The organism is Anaeromicropila populeti, assembly GCF_900112775.1.
GTDB lineage: Bacteria > Bacillota > Clostridia > Lachnospirales > Lachnospiraceae > Anaeromicropila_A > Anaeromicropila_A populeti.
Map to the genome: position 1 here is coordinate 121,476 of NZ_FOYZ01000010.1, position 14,600 is coordinate 136,075.

At 41.5% G+C, this 14,600-nt stretch carries 16 protein-coding genes; all 16 read left to right on the forward strand.

Annotated features, from left to right (window positions below):
- Positions 1 to 164: 164 nt before the first annotated feature.
- The 16 genes from BM305_RS13210 (at position 165) to BM305_RS13285 (ending at position 14,586) form a co-directional block, all read left to right on the forward strand.
- On the forward strand, positions 165 to 2,033 hold the full coding sequence (locus BM305_RS13210; RefSeq protein ID WP_000918425.1) for a helix-turn-helix domain-containing protein: 1,869 nt from the start codon (positions 165 to 167) through the stop codon (positions 2,031 to 2,033).
- A 472-nt stretch (positions 2,034 to 2,505) separates the two neighbouring features.
- Positions 2,506 to 3,039: an ECF-type sigma factor gene (locus BM305_RS13215; protein WP_000702208.1), complete on the forward strand. Its 534-nt coding sequence runs from the start codon at positions 2,506 to 2,508 to the stop codon at positions 3,037 to 3,039.
- A 46-nt stretch (positions 3,040 to 3,085) separates the two neighbouring features.
- Complete coding sequence (locus BM305_RS13220; RefSeq protein WP_092561586.1) at positions 3,086 to 3,304, forward strand: hypothetical protein; 219 nt, start codon at positions 3,086 to 3,088, stop codon at positions 3,302 to 3,304.
- Complete coding sequence (locus tag BM305_RS13225) at positions 3,279 to 3,602, forward strand: rRNA biogenesis protein rrp5 (protein WP_092561588.1); 324 nt, start codon at positions 3,279 to 3,281, stop codon at positions 3,600 to 3,602. The genes BM305_RS13220 and BM305_RS13225 overlap by 26 nt, the downstream gene beginning before the upstream one ends.
- A complete protein-coding gene (locus BM305_RS13230; protein ID WP_092561590.1) occupies positions 3,595 to 4,743 on the forward strand; it encodes a DUF2800 domain-containing protein in 1,149 nt (382 codons plus the stop codon). Before BM305_RS13225 ends, BM305_RS13230 begins: the two co-directional genes overlap by 8 nt.
- Positions 4,736 to 5,284: a DUF2815 family protein gene (locus BM305_RS13235; protein ID WP_044036310.1), complete on the forward strand. Its 549-nt coding sequence runs from the start codon at positions 4,736 to 4,738 to the stop codon at positions 5,282 to 5,284. The genes BM305_RS13230 and BM305_RS13235 overlap by 8 nt, the downstream gene beginning before the upstream one ends.
- 79 nt (positions 5,285 to 5,363) lie before the next feature.
- Positions 5,364 to 7,298, forward strand: a complete 1,935-nt coding sequence (locus tag BM305_RS13240; RefSeq protein WP_092561592.1) for a DNA polymerase — start codon at positions 5,364 to 5,366, stop codon at positions 7,296 to 7,298.
- 93 nt (positions 7,299 to 7,391) lie between these two features.
- Positions 7,392 to 8,144, forward strand: coding sequence for a phage antirepressor KilAC domain-containing protein (locus BM305_RS13245; protein ID WP_092561594.1), 753 nt, complete (start codon positions 7,392 to 7,394; stop codon positions 8,142 to 8,144).
- Positions 8,144 to 8,578 carry a DUF7768 domain-containing protein gene (locus tag BM305_RS13250; protein ID WP_072903408.1) on the forward strand — a complete coding sequence of 145 codons (435 nt, stop codon included), beginning with the start codon at positions 8,144 to 8,146 and terminating at the stop codon, positions 8,576 to 8,578. The genes BM305_RS13245 and BM305_RS13250 overlap by 1 nt, the downstream gene beginning before the upstream one ends.
- Entirely contained in the window at positions 8,575 to 10,941 is a 2,367-nt protein-coding gene (locus BM305_RS13255; protein ID WP_092561596.1) for a virulence-associated E family protein, read from the forward strand. The genes BM305_RS13250 and BM305_RS13255 overlap by 4 nt, the downstream gene beginning before the upstream one ends.
- Before the next feature lie 219 nt (positions 10,942 to 11,160).
- Positions 11,161 to 11,442 (forward strand): VRR-NUC domain-containing protein, encoded by a 282-nt coding sequence (locus BM305_RS13260; RefSeq protein WP_092561598.1) that lies wholly within the window; start codon positions 11,161 to 11,163, stop codon positions 11,440 to 11,442.
- Positions 11,423 to 12,784: a DEAD/DEAH box helicase gene (locus BM305_RS13265; RefSeq protein ID WP_242940546.1), complete on the forward strand. Its 1,362-nt coding sequence runs from the start codon at positions 11,423 to 11,425 to the stop codon at positions 12,782 to 12,784. Before BM305_RS13260 ends, BM305_RS13265 begins: the two co-directional genes overlap by 20 nt.
- On the forward strand, positions 12,784 to 13,002 hold the full coding sequence (locus tag BM305_RS13270; protein ID WP_085333708.1) for a hypothetical protein: 219 nt from the start codon (positions 12,784 to 12,786) through the stop codon (positions 13,000 to 13,002). The genes BM305_RS13265 and BM305_RS13270 overlap by 1 nt, the downstream gene beginning before the upstream one ends.
- Positions 12,999 to 13,409, forward strand: a complete 411-nt coding sequence (locus BM305_RS13275) for a DUF1492 domain-containing protein (RefSeq protein WP_035150326.1) — start codon at positions 12,999 to 13,001, stop codon at positions 13,407 to 13,409. The genes BM305_RS13270 and BM305_RS13275 overlap by 4 nt, the downstream gene beginning before the upstream one ends.
- Before the next feature lie 154 nt (positions 13,410 to 13,563).
- Positions 13,564 to 13,923, forward strand: a complete 360-nt coding sequence (locus tag BM305_RS13280) for an HNH endonuclease (RefSeq protein ID WP_092561600.1) — start codon at positions 13,564 to 13,566, stop codon at positions 13,921 to 13,923.
- A 111-nt stretch (positions 13,924 to 14,034) separates the two neighbouring features.
- Positions 14,035 to 14,586 (forward strand): P27 family phage terminase small subunit, encoded by a 552-nt coding sequence (locus BM305_RS13285; protein ID WP_024400905.1) that lies wholly within the window; start codon positions 14,035 to 14,037, stop codon positions 14,584 to 14,586.
- The last annotated feature ends 14 nt before the right edge of the window (positions 14,587 to 14,600 follow it).

Below are 14,600 nucleotides of genomic sequence, written 5' to 3' on the forward strand. Positions count from 1 at the left end.
AATAAAGTTTATCACAAAGTTAGCGAAGCAACAATTAAAATTCGCAAACGTAAAATAAATGTTGAGGCAATCAAAATACATGTTATAATTTACCTATGAACTAATGTTTGAATAGTAAAAATCCTTAAAGATATTAATTTCATATGGGGTGAGGAGGGAGTGCCTTGGCGGGTAATCGTTCTTTTAAAGATTACGTGGATGGTAGATTCTATAATGAGATATTTTCTGCCATACAAACCTATGCAACGGATAATTGTGAAGATTTAGACTTACGGTTATACAGAGTTCAAAACATTGGCGGCATTGAGTTATCAGATATAGAAGTAAAGTTCGTATCTGTTAATGACTTACCGGACATGAAAATAGAATTTGATGTTGCTGTTGAAGCGGAATTCGAAGTCCGTGAATCAAATCATCGTTATGATGAATCAGAAAATTGCCGGCAATGGTTTATGCTAGAATGCTCAGGTGATTTGGATTGCAATTTGGATGATTTTTCAATCTCTAGTATAACGGAGTATACTAGCAAAAATAAGCAGCCGAAACCTATGTCAGACTCCCTTGTCCCTATCATTCATAAGGAACAACTAGAATCTGTTGCCACAGACTTCCTTAGAAGACATTACCCTGAAGCATTAAAAACCCCAATGGCAGTTGAGCCACAGGTGTTGGCAGAAAAAATGGGCCTTACAGTAGAAATGAGGGAGATTACAAAGGATTTCTCTGTTTTTGGGCAGATATACTTTCACGACTGTGATGCAGAATTTTATAATGTAGACATCGATGAAATGGTACAGACCCGTGTGAGTGGCCGTACAATAATCGTGGACCCTAAAGCTTACTTCCTTCGTAATCTGGGATCAGTCAATAATACTATTGTGCATGAGTGTGTTCATTGGGATCAACATAGAAAAGCATTTGAATTGGAGCGGTTGTATAACAGCAGTGCCACACGAATCAAGTGTCAGGTGGTCGGAGGTATAAAAGACAATACCAGAGATGCAACTGACTGGATGGAGTGGCAGGCGAATGCCCTCGCTCCAAAGATACAAATGCCACTTGCTATGTTTAAAACCCAAGCGTTCAAATTTATTAAGCAATTCCGTTCAGAACTGGGAACATCTGAACTTATAGATGTAATGGAGCCAGTTATTGATGCATTAGCAACGTTCTTCAGTGTATCTCGGACAGCAGCTAAAATCCGAATGATTGATGCTGGATATGAGGAAGCAATCGGAACCTTTACTTACATAGATGGTCGCTACGTCAAGCCTCATAGATTTAAGAAGGGTGCTCTTGAAAGAAATCAGACCTTTTCTATAGGTGCAGAGGATGCTGCCATCCAAAGCATAACCAATCCAGAAATGGCCGCTTTAGTTAGGGACGGAAGTTATATATATGTAGATTCCCACTTTGTCTTAAACCATCCAAAATATATAACGCAGGATATATTTGGACAGACTGTACTTTCGAACTATGCACGAACCCATATGGATGAGTGCTGCTTGGTTTTCGAGTTATCAGTCAAATCTGGGTGCAAGGAAAGATATTATACTGAATGTTTTCTCAATCGTGATAAGACATCGAATATTGATTTTGATATAAAATATTGTAATGGTTTTGAGTATGCGGCTCCAGAAAAGAAGGCCCAACTACTAGCCGAAACAATAGCTGAAGAAATGCGAATCTATAATGAATTGCCAAATAGCTATACCAGCTCTCTTAAAATAGTTCGTAAGTGGAGAAAAGTAACTTATAACGAATTAGCAGAGGAAATAATGGTCAATGAGCGTACCATAAGAAGAATAGTTAATGGTGAAGAACCAGGCTCTATTAATTCCATAGTTTTAATTTGCCTTGGACTTCATCTGCCACCTAAAATTAGTAACCATATAATTAGCAATTCTCCATTTTCGTTGAACTTCAATAACAATAGTCATATTTGGTATGATTTTGCATTGACTCACCTATATCCAAAATCGATGGATGAGATTAGAACATTTTTACAGGAACATGGCGCAGAGCCATTATAAAAAATCAAAATATTTTTGAAAAAGCGGACACGGGATGTCCGTTTTTTAGTTGCAAAATATGTGAGCCATACATGAATCCTTTTAGGGGTTTGTGTATGGCTTTTTTTATTGTCGTTTTTAGGTGTTTTTGTGAGGGAAAGCCTAATTTTAAGCCTGAAATTAACGGGCATGAGGTGTCCGCCAAGGCTGTCCAATTCTCTCTTACAATAATACTAGACGAAGGAAAGGTCCTTCGTAGTTAGCAAGAATTAGACCATTCCTCGTCTACAAAAAAATATCAAATGCCTGATTTGCAATAAGGGCAAAGGATACATATTGCTACGTTTCAGTCCGTTTAGGATTGTTATGCGTTGCAATAAAAGTACCTTACCTTGTTGCGCTCATTTTCAGGACAAAGGGTCTGTGTACTTCGAGGCACAGACCTATTTTTGTATCCTTTGCCGCCAATGCAGTCCGGCGGAAAGGATGCAAAATGAAAATTAGAATTCAGCACGAAAACAAATCTATCTATCTAGAGGTACCAGACGAGGACTTCACTTTAATGATTGATGCAGATTACGAGGACAGGCTATCTTCTGTCGAGGAGAAGGAAACTGTAGCACGCCGTTCACCACAAGAGATTATGGACGAGCGTTTCAACAAACCCGAGTACAATAACTGGCATAAATTTGATAGACACAGAGGGATGCCAAAGAAACCATTCCGCAAAGATGACGAATCTGAGGATGCAACGGATCATATGGACTATTTCCCTGATAACACCGATGAAGTGACTCGAGAGAAACAAGAAGAGTATGAATACCTCTGTGAAATTATCCGCAAGACCCTCAAGGAAAAACAAGCAGAGTTACTGATTGCTATATTCCTAGATGGTGTTTCTGTAACAGAGTATGCAGAGCGTGAGGGTGTTAGTAAAAGTGCCATTTCACACCGTTTAGATACAGCTAAGAAGAATTTCAAAAAAGTTTTTCCAGAATCCTCAACTTTCCCCTCTTGCCACGGCTAATAGATAGAGGGCAGTACATAAACGCTCTCGGAAAGAGGTGAAGAACATGAAACACTACTTGAAAATCAGTGTTTCAAAAACTCCACAGACTGGCGGGATTGTAACTTGCCGTAATGTCACCATAAGGGAGCGTTTCCTCCGTTTCTTACTTGGTGATAAGCAGAAACTGACTATCCTTGTTCCGGGTGACACCGTACAGGAACTCGCCATTAGTGAGATTAAGGAGGGAGGATTAAACCATGAGCAAAATCAAACTACTTCTTGATGTGGTTTCAGATATGCGCTCTTTGGCAGACAGCATACAAGCGGTTGCCGATGCAATGGCGGGCAATGAACCTGTCGAAGCAAAAGAGCCGACTTCACCTGTAAAAGAACCTGCGCCAAAGAAAAAGGAGATCACTCTAGAGGAAGTAAGAGCAAAACTCGCTGAAAAGAGTCAAGCCGGTCTTACTGCTCAAGTAAGAGAAATAATCCAAAAATACGGTGGCTCTAAATTAAGCGAAGTGGCCCCAAAACATTATGCAGATATGTTAAAAGATGCGGAGGTACTTGGGAATGAGTGATCATGCAGTTCTTTCCGCATCAGGCGCCCATAGGTGGCTGAATTGCCTTCCGTCTGCACGATTGGAACTGGAGTTTGTAAATAACGAATCCAGTGCAGCCGCTGAAGGCACCGCCGCCCATGCTCTCTGTGAACATAAGCTTAAAAAAGCACTTCACATGAGAAGTAAGCGTCCTGTCTCAGTTTATAACTCCGATGCGATGGAAGAACACAGTGATGCCTATGTGGAATTTGTAATGGAACAGCTTGAGCTGGCAAAGCAGAGCTGCACAGACCCTTTAATACTAATCGAACAGCGTCTTGATTTTTCCTGCTATGTTCCACAGGGATTTGGAACCGGTGACTGCATCATTATTGCAGATAAGAAACTTCACATTATCGATTTCAAGTATGGCATGGGAGTATTGGTGGATGCGGTGGACAATCCACAGATGAAACTGTATGCACTGGGTGCTTTAGAAATTTACGATAGTTTGTACGACATCGAGGAAGTGTCCATGACCATTTTCCAGCCACGCAGAGAGAATGTCAGCACATGGACAATACGGGTAGAGGATTTAAAAGCTTGGGCAGAAAAAGAACTAAAACCAAAGGCAAAAAAAGCTTATGACGGTGAAGGTGAATATCTTCCGGGTGAGTGGTGTACTTTCTGCCGAGCGGCAGTTAAATGCCGTGCTAGGGCTGAGGAAAAACTGAAATTGGCACAATCGGAGTTTAAACTACCTCCACTACTTACGGACTCTGAAATCGAGGAAGTTCTATCTAAACTGTCCGACCTTACGAAATGGGCAAATGAAATCATTGCATATGCCACCGATGCAGCTGTTAATCATGGGAAAGAGTGGCATGGTTTTAAGGTTGTTGAGGGCAGATCTGTCCGCAAATACAAGGATGAAGATGCTGTGGCTGAAGTAGCCAAAGCAAACGGTTATAAAGATATCTTTCGTCAGAGTCTCATCACTCTTACGGAAATGGAAAGGCTGATGGGCAAATCAAAATTTGAGAAGATACTCGGTGATCTTATATACAAGCCACCGGGAAAGCCGACTCTGGTCCCGCTATCGGATAAGCGTCCGGCTATGAACGTATCAAACGCAAAAAACGAATTTAACGAAATAACGGAGGAATGTGAATATGAATAATAAAAACAGAACGAAGGTTATCACTGGTGTAAACACACGTCTCAGCTACTTTCATGGCTGGGAACCGGTATCCATCAATGGTGGGGCAGAAAAGTATAGTGTATCGGTATTGATTCCTAAATCGGATAAGGAAACCATTAATGCCATCAATGCAGCAGTTGATGCTGCTATTGAAGAGGGCATTGCAAAGTTTGGTGGTAAAAAGCCAAATAAGGCTGCTATCAAGCTACCACTTCGAGATGGTGATGTAGAACGAGATGATGAGGCTTATAAAGGACATTATTTTGTAAATGCCAACAGCACTACTCCGCCTCAGATTGTAGATAAAGCAGTCAAGCCTATTCTGGATCGCAATGAGGTATACAGTGGTTGCTATGCAAGAGTGTCACTTAATTTCTATGCTTTCAATTCTAACGGTAACAAGGGTGTGGCCTGTGGACTTGGTAACATCCAAAAGATTAGAGATGGAGAGCCTTTAGGCAGCAGAACCACAGCGGCTGATGATTTCACCACAATTGAAGATGATGATTTCCTAGCATAACAGCTAAAGTATGAATACAAACGGGGTGGTGGAAGTTGTTCTTCTGTCACCTCGTTTGCATTGGAAAGGGTGGTAATACATGAATTCTATTTCAATTGATATTGAAACATTTAGTAGTGCCAATCTTCAAAAATGTGGAGTCTACCGTTATGCCGAGAGTGATGATTTTGAAATTCTATTGTTTGGTTATTCGGTTGATGGCGGTGCAGTTCAGGTGGTCGATATTGCCTGTGGAGAGAAAATCCCAAATGAAATAATCAATGCCCTTATGGATAATTCTGTTATTAAATGGGCCTTTAATGCTATGTTTGAACGTGTTTGCCTATCAAAATGGCTTAACCTTACTGATTATCTTGACCCTACATCCTGGAAATGTTCAATGATATGGTCGGCTTATATGGGACTTCCACTTTCACTTGAAGGTGTCGGTGCAGTCTTAGGATTGGAAAAACAAAAATTGACGGAAGGCAAAGACCTCATTAAATATTTCTGTACACCTTGCTCCCCTACTAAATCAAACGGAGGACGAGTTCGTAATTTGCCAAAACACGACATGGATAAATGGGAGCGATTTAAAGCATATAACCTCCGTGATGTGGAAGCCGAGATGTCAATACAGCAGAGACTATCTAAATTCCCGCTTCCAGAGAATATATGGTCAGAATATCATCTTGACCAGAGAATCAATGATCGTGGTATCGCTATTGACATGGCTTTTGTAAAACAAGCCGTCAAGATGGATGAACAGTCGCGGGAAAAGCTAATGGCTTTAATGCAGGATATAACTAATTTAGAGAAACCAAACTCCGTACAACAAATGAAAGAATGGCTTGCTGATAACGGATTGGAAACAGATAGTCTTGGTAAAAAAGCAGTTGCTGAGATGTTAAAGACAGCACCTGAACCACTAGGCACCGTTTTGGAACTTCGTCAGCAGCTTGCAAAATCATCGATAAAAAAATACACAGCAATGGAGAATGCAGTATGTAATGATGGTCGTGCAAGAGGAATGTTTCAGTTTTATGGAGCAAACAGAACTGGTAGGTTTTCAGGCAGGCTTATTCAACTACAAAATCTCCCTCAAAACCATATGCCCGATTTGGAACAGGCTCGTGCTTTAGTTCGTAGCGGAAACTTTGATGCTCTTACCTTACTTTATGATTCTATTCCGGAGGTACTGTCGGAACTTATCCGTACTGCTTTTGTACCGCAGGAGGGCATGAAGTTTATAGTTGCAGATTTTTCAGCGATTGAAGCTCGCGTTATAGCCTGGCTTGCGGGAGAAAAATGGAGAATAGATGTATTCCAAAATGGCGGTGACATTTACTGTGCAAGTGCATCTCAGATGTTTAATGTACCTGTGGAGAAAAACGGTGTTAATGGACATCTTCGTCAGAAGGGAAAAATTGCTGAATTAGCCCTAGGTTACGGTGGATCTGTTGGAGCATTGAAATCAATGGGTGCTTTGGAGATGGGAATTGAAGAAGAGGAACTTCAACCTCTTGTAACGGCTTGGAGACAATCCAATCCCAATATTACAAAACTATGGTGGGATGTTGACCGCTCTGTAAAAACCTGCGTTAAGCAGAAAACTCCTACAGAAACACACGGTATTAAATTTATATATCAAAGTGGAATGCTCTTTATTGTCCTTCCTTCCGGCAGGCGGCTTTCCTATGTGAAACCTCGTATAGGAGAGAATGTATTTGGTGGTGAGTCAGTTACTTATGAAGGTATCGGTGGGACGAAGAAGTGGGAAAGAATCGAAAGCTACGGTCCAAAATTTGTAGAGAATATTGTCCAGGCAATCAGCCGTGACATTTTGTGCCATGCCATGCAGACATTAAAGAATTGTTCCATTGTGGCTCATGTACACGATGAAATTATAATCGAAGCGGATATGAGGAGGTCACTTTCTACTATTTGTGAACAAATGGCTAGGACACCAACATGGGCAAAAGGCCTGTTACTTGGTGCTGATGGCTATGAGTGTCAGTTTTATCAAAAAGATTAAATATATTTTTTCAAAATCCTCAACATTCATTACCTCCTGTGGCTATTAGGTAGAGGGGTTTCCTCTCTGACTATATTACAGGAGGTAATTCGTATGGACGAATTAGTAAGAATCAATTATGAAAATGACCACCCCACAGTGCTTGGCCGTGATTTGCATGCAGTTTTGGAAGTGAAAACACCCTATGATAAATGGTTTCCAAGAATGTGTGAGTATGGATTTGTGGAGGGTACGGACTTTTCGACATTTCTGTCGGAAAGTACAGGTGGAAGACCTGCTGTTGACCACCAAATAACAATTGATATGGCAAAAGAGCTATGCATGATACAGCGTACTCCAAAAGGGAAAGAGTGTCGCCAATACTTTCTTGAAATAGAAAGAAGATGGAATTCCCCAGAAGCAATCATGGCAAGGGCACTTCAGATTGCTAATCAACAGCTAACTCAAGTAAGGAAACAAAATAAAGTGCTTGAAGGTACGATTGCCGTTCAGAATCAGCAAATTGCAGAAATGAAACCGAAAGTCTCCTATTATGATGTAGTTCTAAATTGCAAAGACCTCATTTCTACATCAGCAATTGCCAAAGATTACGGTAAGTCAGCTATTTGGATGAACCGCTATCTTAATAAAAAGGGCATCCAATTTAAACAAGGTGGTATCTGGCTTTTATATCAGAAGTATGCAGAAAAAGGCTATACCAGCACCAAGACACATAGCTACATCGGTAGTAACGGTGAACTGCATACAAAAGTCCATACATATTGGACTCAAAAAGGCAGACTCTTCATTTACGAACTGTTGAAGGCAGATGGTATTTTGCCGCAGATAGAAATGGAGGGTGTGTAATGGGAATCGATAAATTCAATCATGAAGGATACCATGACCCAACTCCCCATGAGGCACTGACCAACATAATAAGAAAGAAAAAGGCAGAGAAAAAATCTGCCTTTAAGCCACTTGTATATATCTGTTCTCCCTATTCCGGTGATGTAGAAGGAAACGTTAAAAAGGCTCGCAACTTTTGTAGATTTGCCTTGGAGAATAATTGCATCCCAATTGCTCCCCACCTTATGTTTCCACAGTTTATGGATGATGAAAATCCAGAGGAACGTGAACTTGCCATATTTATGGACATCGTGCTTATGGGCAAATGCTCCGAGGTTTGGGTGCTAGGCAATACCATCTCAAGCGGGATGGCAAGGGAGATTGAAGTAGCCAAGAAACGCAGACAAACGGTCAGATATTTTAGTCCAGAGCATGAGGAGGTCGAAAGCTTATGAAAATCGCTGTGGGCAACAGTCGGATGGACAAGAAATGGAAAAACAAAGATATCTCGTGGGAGGATTTTTGTGCCCGTGTAAAGACAACACAACGTACTACGGAAACAGTAGAAGAATATCGGAAATTAAAAAGAGGCCAACAAGATGATATCAAAGATGTGGGTGGTTTTGTCGGAGGCCATTTAAAAGGGGGAAGGCGAAAGAAGGGCAATGTTTTATGCCGTTCTTTGCTTACCTTAGATATGGATTACGGTAGACCAGATATCTGGGAACAAATCAGTATGCTTTTTGATTTCAAATGCTGTGTTTATTCCACCCATAAGCATACACCGGAAAATCCAAGACTTAGGCTAATCGTTCCTCTCGCTCGTGAAGTCAGCGAAGAAGAATACGCAGCCGTTGGACGTATGGTGGCAAAAGAAATCGGCATAGATCTTTTCGATGATACGACTTATGAAGCCCATCGCCTTATGTATTGGCCATCCACTTCCTCTAATGGTGAATTCGTCTATGAAGAGCAGGATGGAGAATTGCTTGACCCTGATGTTTATCTTTCAAAATATCAAAACTGGCGGGATACATCAACTTGGCCAGTATCAAGCAGGCAGTCTGAAGTTATAAATCGCAGTCTTAAAGAACAAGCAGATCCGCTTTTAAAGGAAGGTGTGGTAGGAACATTCTGTCGTGCCTATCCCGTACGTGAAGCAATTGAGAAATTCTTAGGTGCAGTTTATGCCCCATCTGCTATGGAAGGACGATACGATTATATTCCAGCTGATAGTAGTGCCGGTGTGATTATCTATGATGATAAATTCGCATACAGCCACCATGCTACAGACCCAGCAAGTGGATTACTCCTCAATGCTTTTGATCTCGTTCGTATTCATAAATTTGGTTCTTTAGATGATAAAGCTTCTACCACCACAGCTCCCGGTAAGATGCCGTCTTTTGTGGCAATGTGCGAGTTTGCTATTAAAGATGAAAAAGTAAAAGCTGAGTTTGCTAAGGAGAGACAGGCACAGGCTGAAGAGGAGTTTAGTGATGAGGATTGGCAGACAGCTTTGGAATTGGATAAGCAAGGCCGAATAAAAGACACTCTAGACAACATCGTTTTGATTATTCGTCATGACAAGGAATTACAGCATATAGCTTTTAATTGCCACCGTGATGGTATTGATGCCAAAGGAGGTCTGCCTTGGGAACAGATCAAGGCGGGTTGGAATGATTCGGATAATGCACTTCTTAAAGTGTATTTAAGCAGCAAATACGGAGTCTATTCCCCTACCAAGACCAAGGATGCTGTGTTAGCGGTAGCGGCTGAAAGAGCCTACCATCCTGTTAAGGAGTATCTGGACTCCCTGCCAAAATGGGATGGAATTAGTCGAGTAGATAATCTATTAATTGATTATTTCGGTGCAACAGATAATTCCTATACAAAAGCAGTTATCCGCAAAACGATGGTTGCAGCGGTAGCCCGCATTTATAGACCAGGCACAAAGTTTGATAGTGTCCTTATCTTAAACGGTCCTCAAGGTATCGGTAAGTCAACTTTCTTTGCAAAACTTGCTGGAGATTGGTTTTCAGATAGTTTGACCATTACGGATATGAAAGATAAATCCGGCGCTGAGAAACTTCAGGGATATTGGTTATTGGAACTGGGTGAGCTTGCCGGAATGCGTAAGACGGATGTGGAAATTGTGAAGTCTTTTATTTCGAGGGCAGATGATAAGTACCGGGCAAGTTATGGAGTCAATGTGGAGAGCCATCCCCGTCAATGTGTGATTGTAGGTTCTACAAATGCAGAAAGCGGGTTTCTTCGAGATATAACCGGCAATCGAAGATTCTGGCCAGTCCGTATTAGCGGTAATGATAAAAAGAAAGCTTGGCAGATGACTAAAGAGGAAGTACAGCAGATTTGGGCAGAGACACTAGTGCTTTATGAGAAGGGAGAAAAACTCTACCTTGAAGGTGATGATGCATCCATGGCAACTAGTGAGCAGGCAGATGCCATGGAAACAGATGAACGAGAAGGATTGGTTCGTACCTATCTGGATACTCTTTTGCCGGATGATTGGGACACTATGTCTTTATACGAGCGTAGAAATTTCCTCGGCGGTAGCGAATTTGGCGGCGGCACCCGTGTTGGAACAGTAAAAAGAACCCTTGTCTGCAATATGGAGATTTGGTGTGAATGTTTTGGAAAAGATGCATCCTCAATGAGAACATCTGATTCTTATGCCATCGGTGCCATTATGAGAAAGATCAGTGGGTGGAACAAGTACACCGGGAACAAGAACGGAACAATCAATTTCCCTATCTATGGAAAGCAACGAGCTTATTCCCGAACCGAGGAACAAAGCTAGTTGTACCTTACCTTGTTCTCATACTGGTTCTTTCCCCGAAGCTAGTAATCAAAAGGAAAATCTACGGTTCGGAACAAGTGGAACAAGAAGTATCCTATTTATTTATAAATAGTAAAAAAGAAGAAAGTGTAGCCTGTGCATACACGCATACGCGCGCGTATAGGAAAAATGGGTCAAAGTTGTTTTCTTGTTCCGAGCCTTTTTATATGGGAGGTATTTATGCTTGAAAAATATATCGAAAAGAAACTGGTGGCTGAGGTAAAAAAGATGGGAGGCATTGCAGCAAAGTTTGTTAGTCCGGGTTTAGATGGGATGCCAGACCGCTTAGTGCTTTTACCGTTAGGGAAGATCGCTTTTGTGGAATTAAAGGCTTCCGGAAAGAAACCTCGACCACTACAGATTAGAAGAATAAAGCAATTACAAAAGTTAGGCTTTAACTGCTATGTCATTGATGATGTTGAGCAGATTGGAGGGATACTCTATGAAATACAATCCTCATAAATATCAAACATATGCTACGAATTTTATACTTGAGCATCCCATAGCAGCGGTGTTTTTAGAGATGGGTCTTGGCAAAAGCGTAATCACTTTAACTGCTATATTTGATTTATGCCTTGATAGTTTTGAAATTGGAAAGGTTCTGGTCATTGCCCCACTAAGGGTAGCAAGGGATACTTGGCCAGCTGAGATAAACAAATGGGAGCATTTAAAAGGACTGGAGTATTCAGTGGCTATTGGAACAGAACAGGAGCGGTTAGCAGCTCTTAGGAAACCAGCAAGTGTCTATCTTATAAACAGAGAAAATGTTGACTGGTTAGTAAACAAAAGTGGCATTCCTTTTGATTATGACATGGTGGTCATTGATGAATTGTCATCTTTTAAGTCCTATGGAGCAAAAAGATTTAAGAGTTTACTAAAAGTCAGACCTAGGGCGAAACGTATTGTGGGTCTTACGGGTACTCCATCCAGTAACGGGTTAATGGATTTGTGGGCAGAGTTTCGTATTCTCGACATGGGTAAAAGACTCGGCAGATACATAACTCACTACCGCAATTCCTTCTTTACTCCAGATAAACGTAATCAGCAGATTGTATTTTCATATAAACCGTTACCTGGGGCAGAAGATGCCATATATCGGCTAATTTCAGATATTACCATTTCAATGAAGTCGGTTGATTTTCTGAAAATGCCAGAATGCGTGATAAATGAAGTGTCGGTGTATCTAAATGATAAAGAACAATCAGTATACGATCACTTTCGTGAAGAGATGGTTCTTGAGCTTGCCAATGAGGAGATTGATGCCATGAATGCAGCAGTCCTTTCGGGCAAACTCCTTCAAATGGCAAACGGTGCTGTCTATGATGATGATAAAAATACTCATATTATCCATAACCGCAAGCTGGATGCTCTTGAAGATTTAATCGAAGGTGCAAACGGCAAACCTGTCCTTATTGCATATTGGTATAATCACGATTTAGAGCGTATTAAAGCAAGATTTAATGTTAGAGAAATTAAAACATCCAAGGATATCAAGGACTGGAACAACGGTGATATTTCTGTGGCGGTTATCCATCCCGCATCAGCAGGACACGGTCTCAATTTACAAAGTGGTGGTTCAACACTTATTTGGTTTGGTCTTACTTGGAGTCTGGAACTCTATCAGCAAACAAATGCAAGACTTTGGAGACAAGGACAAAATGAAATGGTGGTTATCCATCACATTGTTGCAAAAGGAACGATTGATGAAGATGTGATGAGAGCCTTGAAACGAAAGGAAAAGACACAGTCCGATCTTATTAACGCTGTCAAAGCAAATCTGGGGAAAGCGAGGGGTGTTGTATGATGGATGCATTTGAAAAACTGGCAAATGCCATTATTCTACAGGCGGTCAAGGATTATCGTTTTGCTCTGAAAAGACTAGCGAAATACCCTCGCAATGATTCTGCTAGATATACGAAATGTGAGATTGAGCGTTTCTTTCATTCCGGGTATTTCACTACCCTGACATCCCTCGATCCTGAGATGCTAATTAAAAAGCTACATGAGGAGGTGGTGCGATGACGGCAAAGGAATTCTTGAAACAAGCTTATCGCTTAAATGAGCTGATTAATTCCGATCTTGAGGAGTTGCAAAATCTAAGGGAACTCTCAAGAAGTGTTTCATCTCCTGTTCTTGAGGAAAAAGTCAGTAAAACAAAAAGTACTGATCCACCTTTTGAAAAATACGTGATTAGAATAGTAGATTTGGAGAAGCAGATACAACAAGAGGTGGAACGTTTAATAAAGCTTAAGTCAGATATTCGTGAAGCGATTAACCAGATGGAAAACGTGGATGAGAAGCTGCTTCTTCGCTACCGTTACATTAACTTTCTTAACTGGGAAGAAATCTGTGTCAACCTTAATGTTTCTATGAGAACTGTGCATAGACTTCACTCATCAGCCTTGCAGCATTTAAAGGTGCCTAAATAAAAGTTGGCACACTTTGGCACAGGTTGGCATACGATGACACTGTTTGTCCGTAGTGAAAGTTATATAATGGTAGTATGGAATATTAGCAAACAGAAGCCTTCACGGGAGCATTTCTCCTGCGAGGGCTTTTTCTATGGGCAAAAGGAGGTGTAGTATGCCAAGGAAACCTAAGCGACCATGCTCTTATCCTGGTTGTCCAGAGCTGACTGACAGACGTTTTTGTGAAGAACATGCTAAAAAGGAAGCTGCACGGTATGAAAAGTATGACCGCGATCCAGCAACTCGTAAGCGATATGGTCGTGCATGGAAGAGAATACGTGACCGCTACATTGCGGCTCATCCTCTTTGCGAGGAGTGTAAACGGCAAGGAAAGCTGACCTCAGCAACCGAGGTACATCACATTCTTCCTCTTGCAAGAGGAGGGACTCACGATAGAAGTAATCTGATGGCTCTTTGTACTCCTTGCCACTCTGCTATCACAGCAAGAGATGGAGACCGTTGGGGAACCCGGTAGGGGGAGTCAAATCTCCACAGCTTTTCATTTGTGTAACGGGCGTGGGGTAACGCGTGAAAATTCGCGGTTTCAAACAGGGTAATAGACCCATCAACGAAAAGAGGTGAGTGAATGGCCAAAGATGGAACAAATCGTGGCGGTGCCCGTATAGGTTCTGGTCAAAAAAAGAAACCACTTGCTGATAAAATTGCACAGGGAAATCCAGGTAAGAGAAAGCTAGAAATCATTGACTTCCAAAATACCGCTGATTTAAAGGGGCAGGAAATGCCAAAGCCAAGGGCCATGCTCTCAGCGGTGCAAAAGGACGGGAAAACCCTAGTAGCCAGCGAGATTTATGAAATTACTTGGAAATGGCTTGAGGAGCGAGGCTGTGCCCATTTGGTGCTCCCACAGCTTCTAGAACGATATGCCATGAGTGCGGCCAGATGGATACAGTGTGAGGAGGCGGTAACTGAGTTTGGCTTTCTTGCCAAGCATCCAACTACCGGCAATGCTATTCAAAGTCCTTATGTAGCTATGAGTCAGAACTTTATGAGTCAGACAAACAGATTGTGGATGGAGATTTATCAAATCGTTAAAGAGAATTGTGCTACAGAGTATTCTGGTTTAAACCCACAGGACGATGTGATGGAGCGACTGCTATCTGCCCGCAGAGGAAAATAAAGATGAGGAGATAT

What these genes read in the sequence shown, in the direction of transcription:
- BM305_RS13215 (WP_000702208.1), top strand. Translation starts at nt 2,506, where the DNA reads ATGAAAATTAGAATTCAGCACGAAAACAAATCTATCTATCTAGAGGTA.
- BM305_RS13220 (WP_092561586.1), top strand. Translation starts at nt 3,086, where the DNA reads ATGAAACACTACTTGAAAATCAGTGTTTCAAAAACTCCACAGACTGGC.
- BM305_RS13225 (WP_092561588.1), top strand. Translation starts at nt 3,279, where the DNA reads ATGAGCAAAATCAAACTACTTCTTGATGTGGTTTCAGATATGCGCTCT.
- BM305_RS13230 (WP_092561590.1), top strand. Translation starts at nt 3,595, where the DNA reads ATGAGTGATCATGCAGTTCTTTCCGCATCAGGCGCCCATAGGTGGCTG.
- BM305_RS13235 (WP_044036310.1), top strand. Translation starts at nt 4,736, where the DNA reads ATGAATAATAAAAACAGAACGAAGGTTATCACTGGTGTAAACACACGT.
- BM305_RS13240 (WP_092561592.1), top strand. Translation starts at nt 5,364, where the DNA reads ATGAATTCTATTTCAATTGATATTGAAACATTTAGTAGTGCCAATCTT.
- BM305_RS13245 (WP_092561594.1), top strand. Translation starts at nt 7,392, where the DNA reads ATGGACGAATTAGTAAGAATCAATTATGAAAATGACCACCCCACAGTG.
- BM305_RS13250 (WP_072903408.1), top strand. Translation starts at nt 8,144, where the DNA reads ATGGGAATCGATAAATTCAATCATGAAGGATACCATGACCCAACTCCC.
- BM305_RS13255 (WP_092561596.1), top strand. Translation starts at nt 8,575, where the DNA reads ATGAAAATCGCTGTGGGCAACAGTCGGATGGACAAGAAATGGAAAAAC.
- BM305_RS13260 (WP_092561598.1), top strand. Translation starts at nt 11,161, where the DNA reads ATGCTTGAAAAATATATCGAAAAGAAACTGGTGGCTGAGGTAAAAAAG.
- BM305_RS13265 (WP_242940546.1), top strand. Translation starts at nt 11,423, where the DNA reads ATGAAATACAATCCTCATAAATATCAAACATATGCTACGAATTTTATA.
- BM305_RS13270 (WP_085333708.1), top strand. Translation starts at nt 12,784, where the DNA reads ATGGATGCATTTGAAAAACTGGCAAATGCCATTATTCTACAGGCGGTC.
- BM305_RS13275 (WP_035150326.1), top strand. Translation starts at nt 12,999, where the DNA reads ATGACGGCAAAGGAATTCTTGAAACAAGCTTATCGCTTAAATGAGCTG.
- BM305_RS13280 (WP_092561600.1), top strand. Translation starts at nt 13,564, where the DNA reads ATGCCAAGGAAACCTAAGCGACCATGCTCTTATCCTGGTTGTCCAGAG.
- BM305_RS13285 (WP_024400905.1), top strand. Translation starts at nt 14,035, where the DNA reads ATGGCCAAAGATGGAACAAATCGTGGCGGTGCCCGTATAGGTTCTGGT.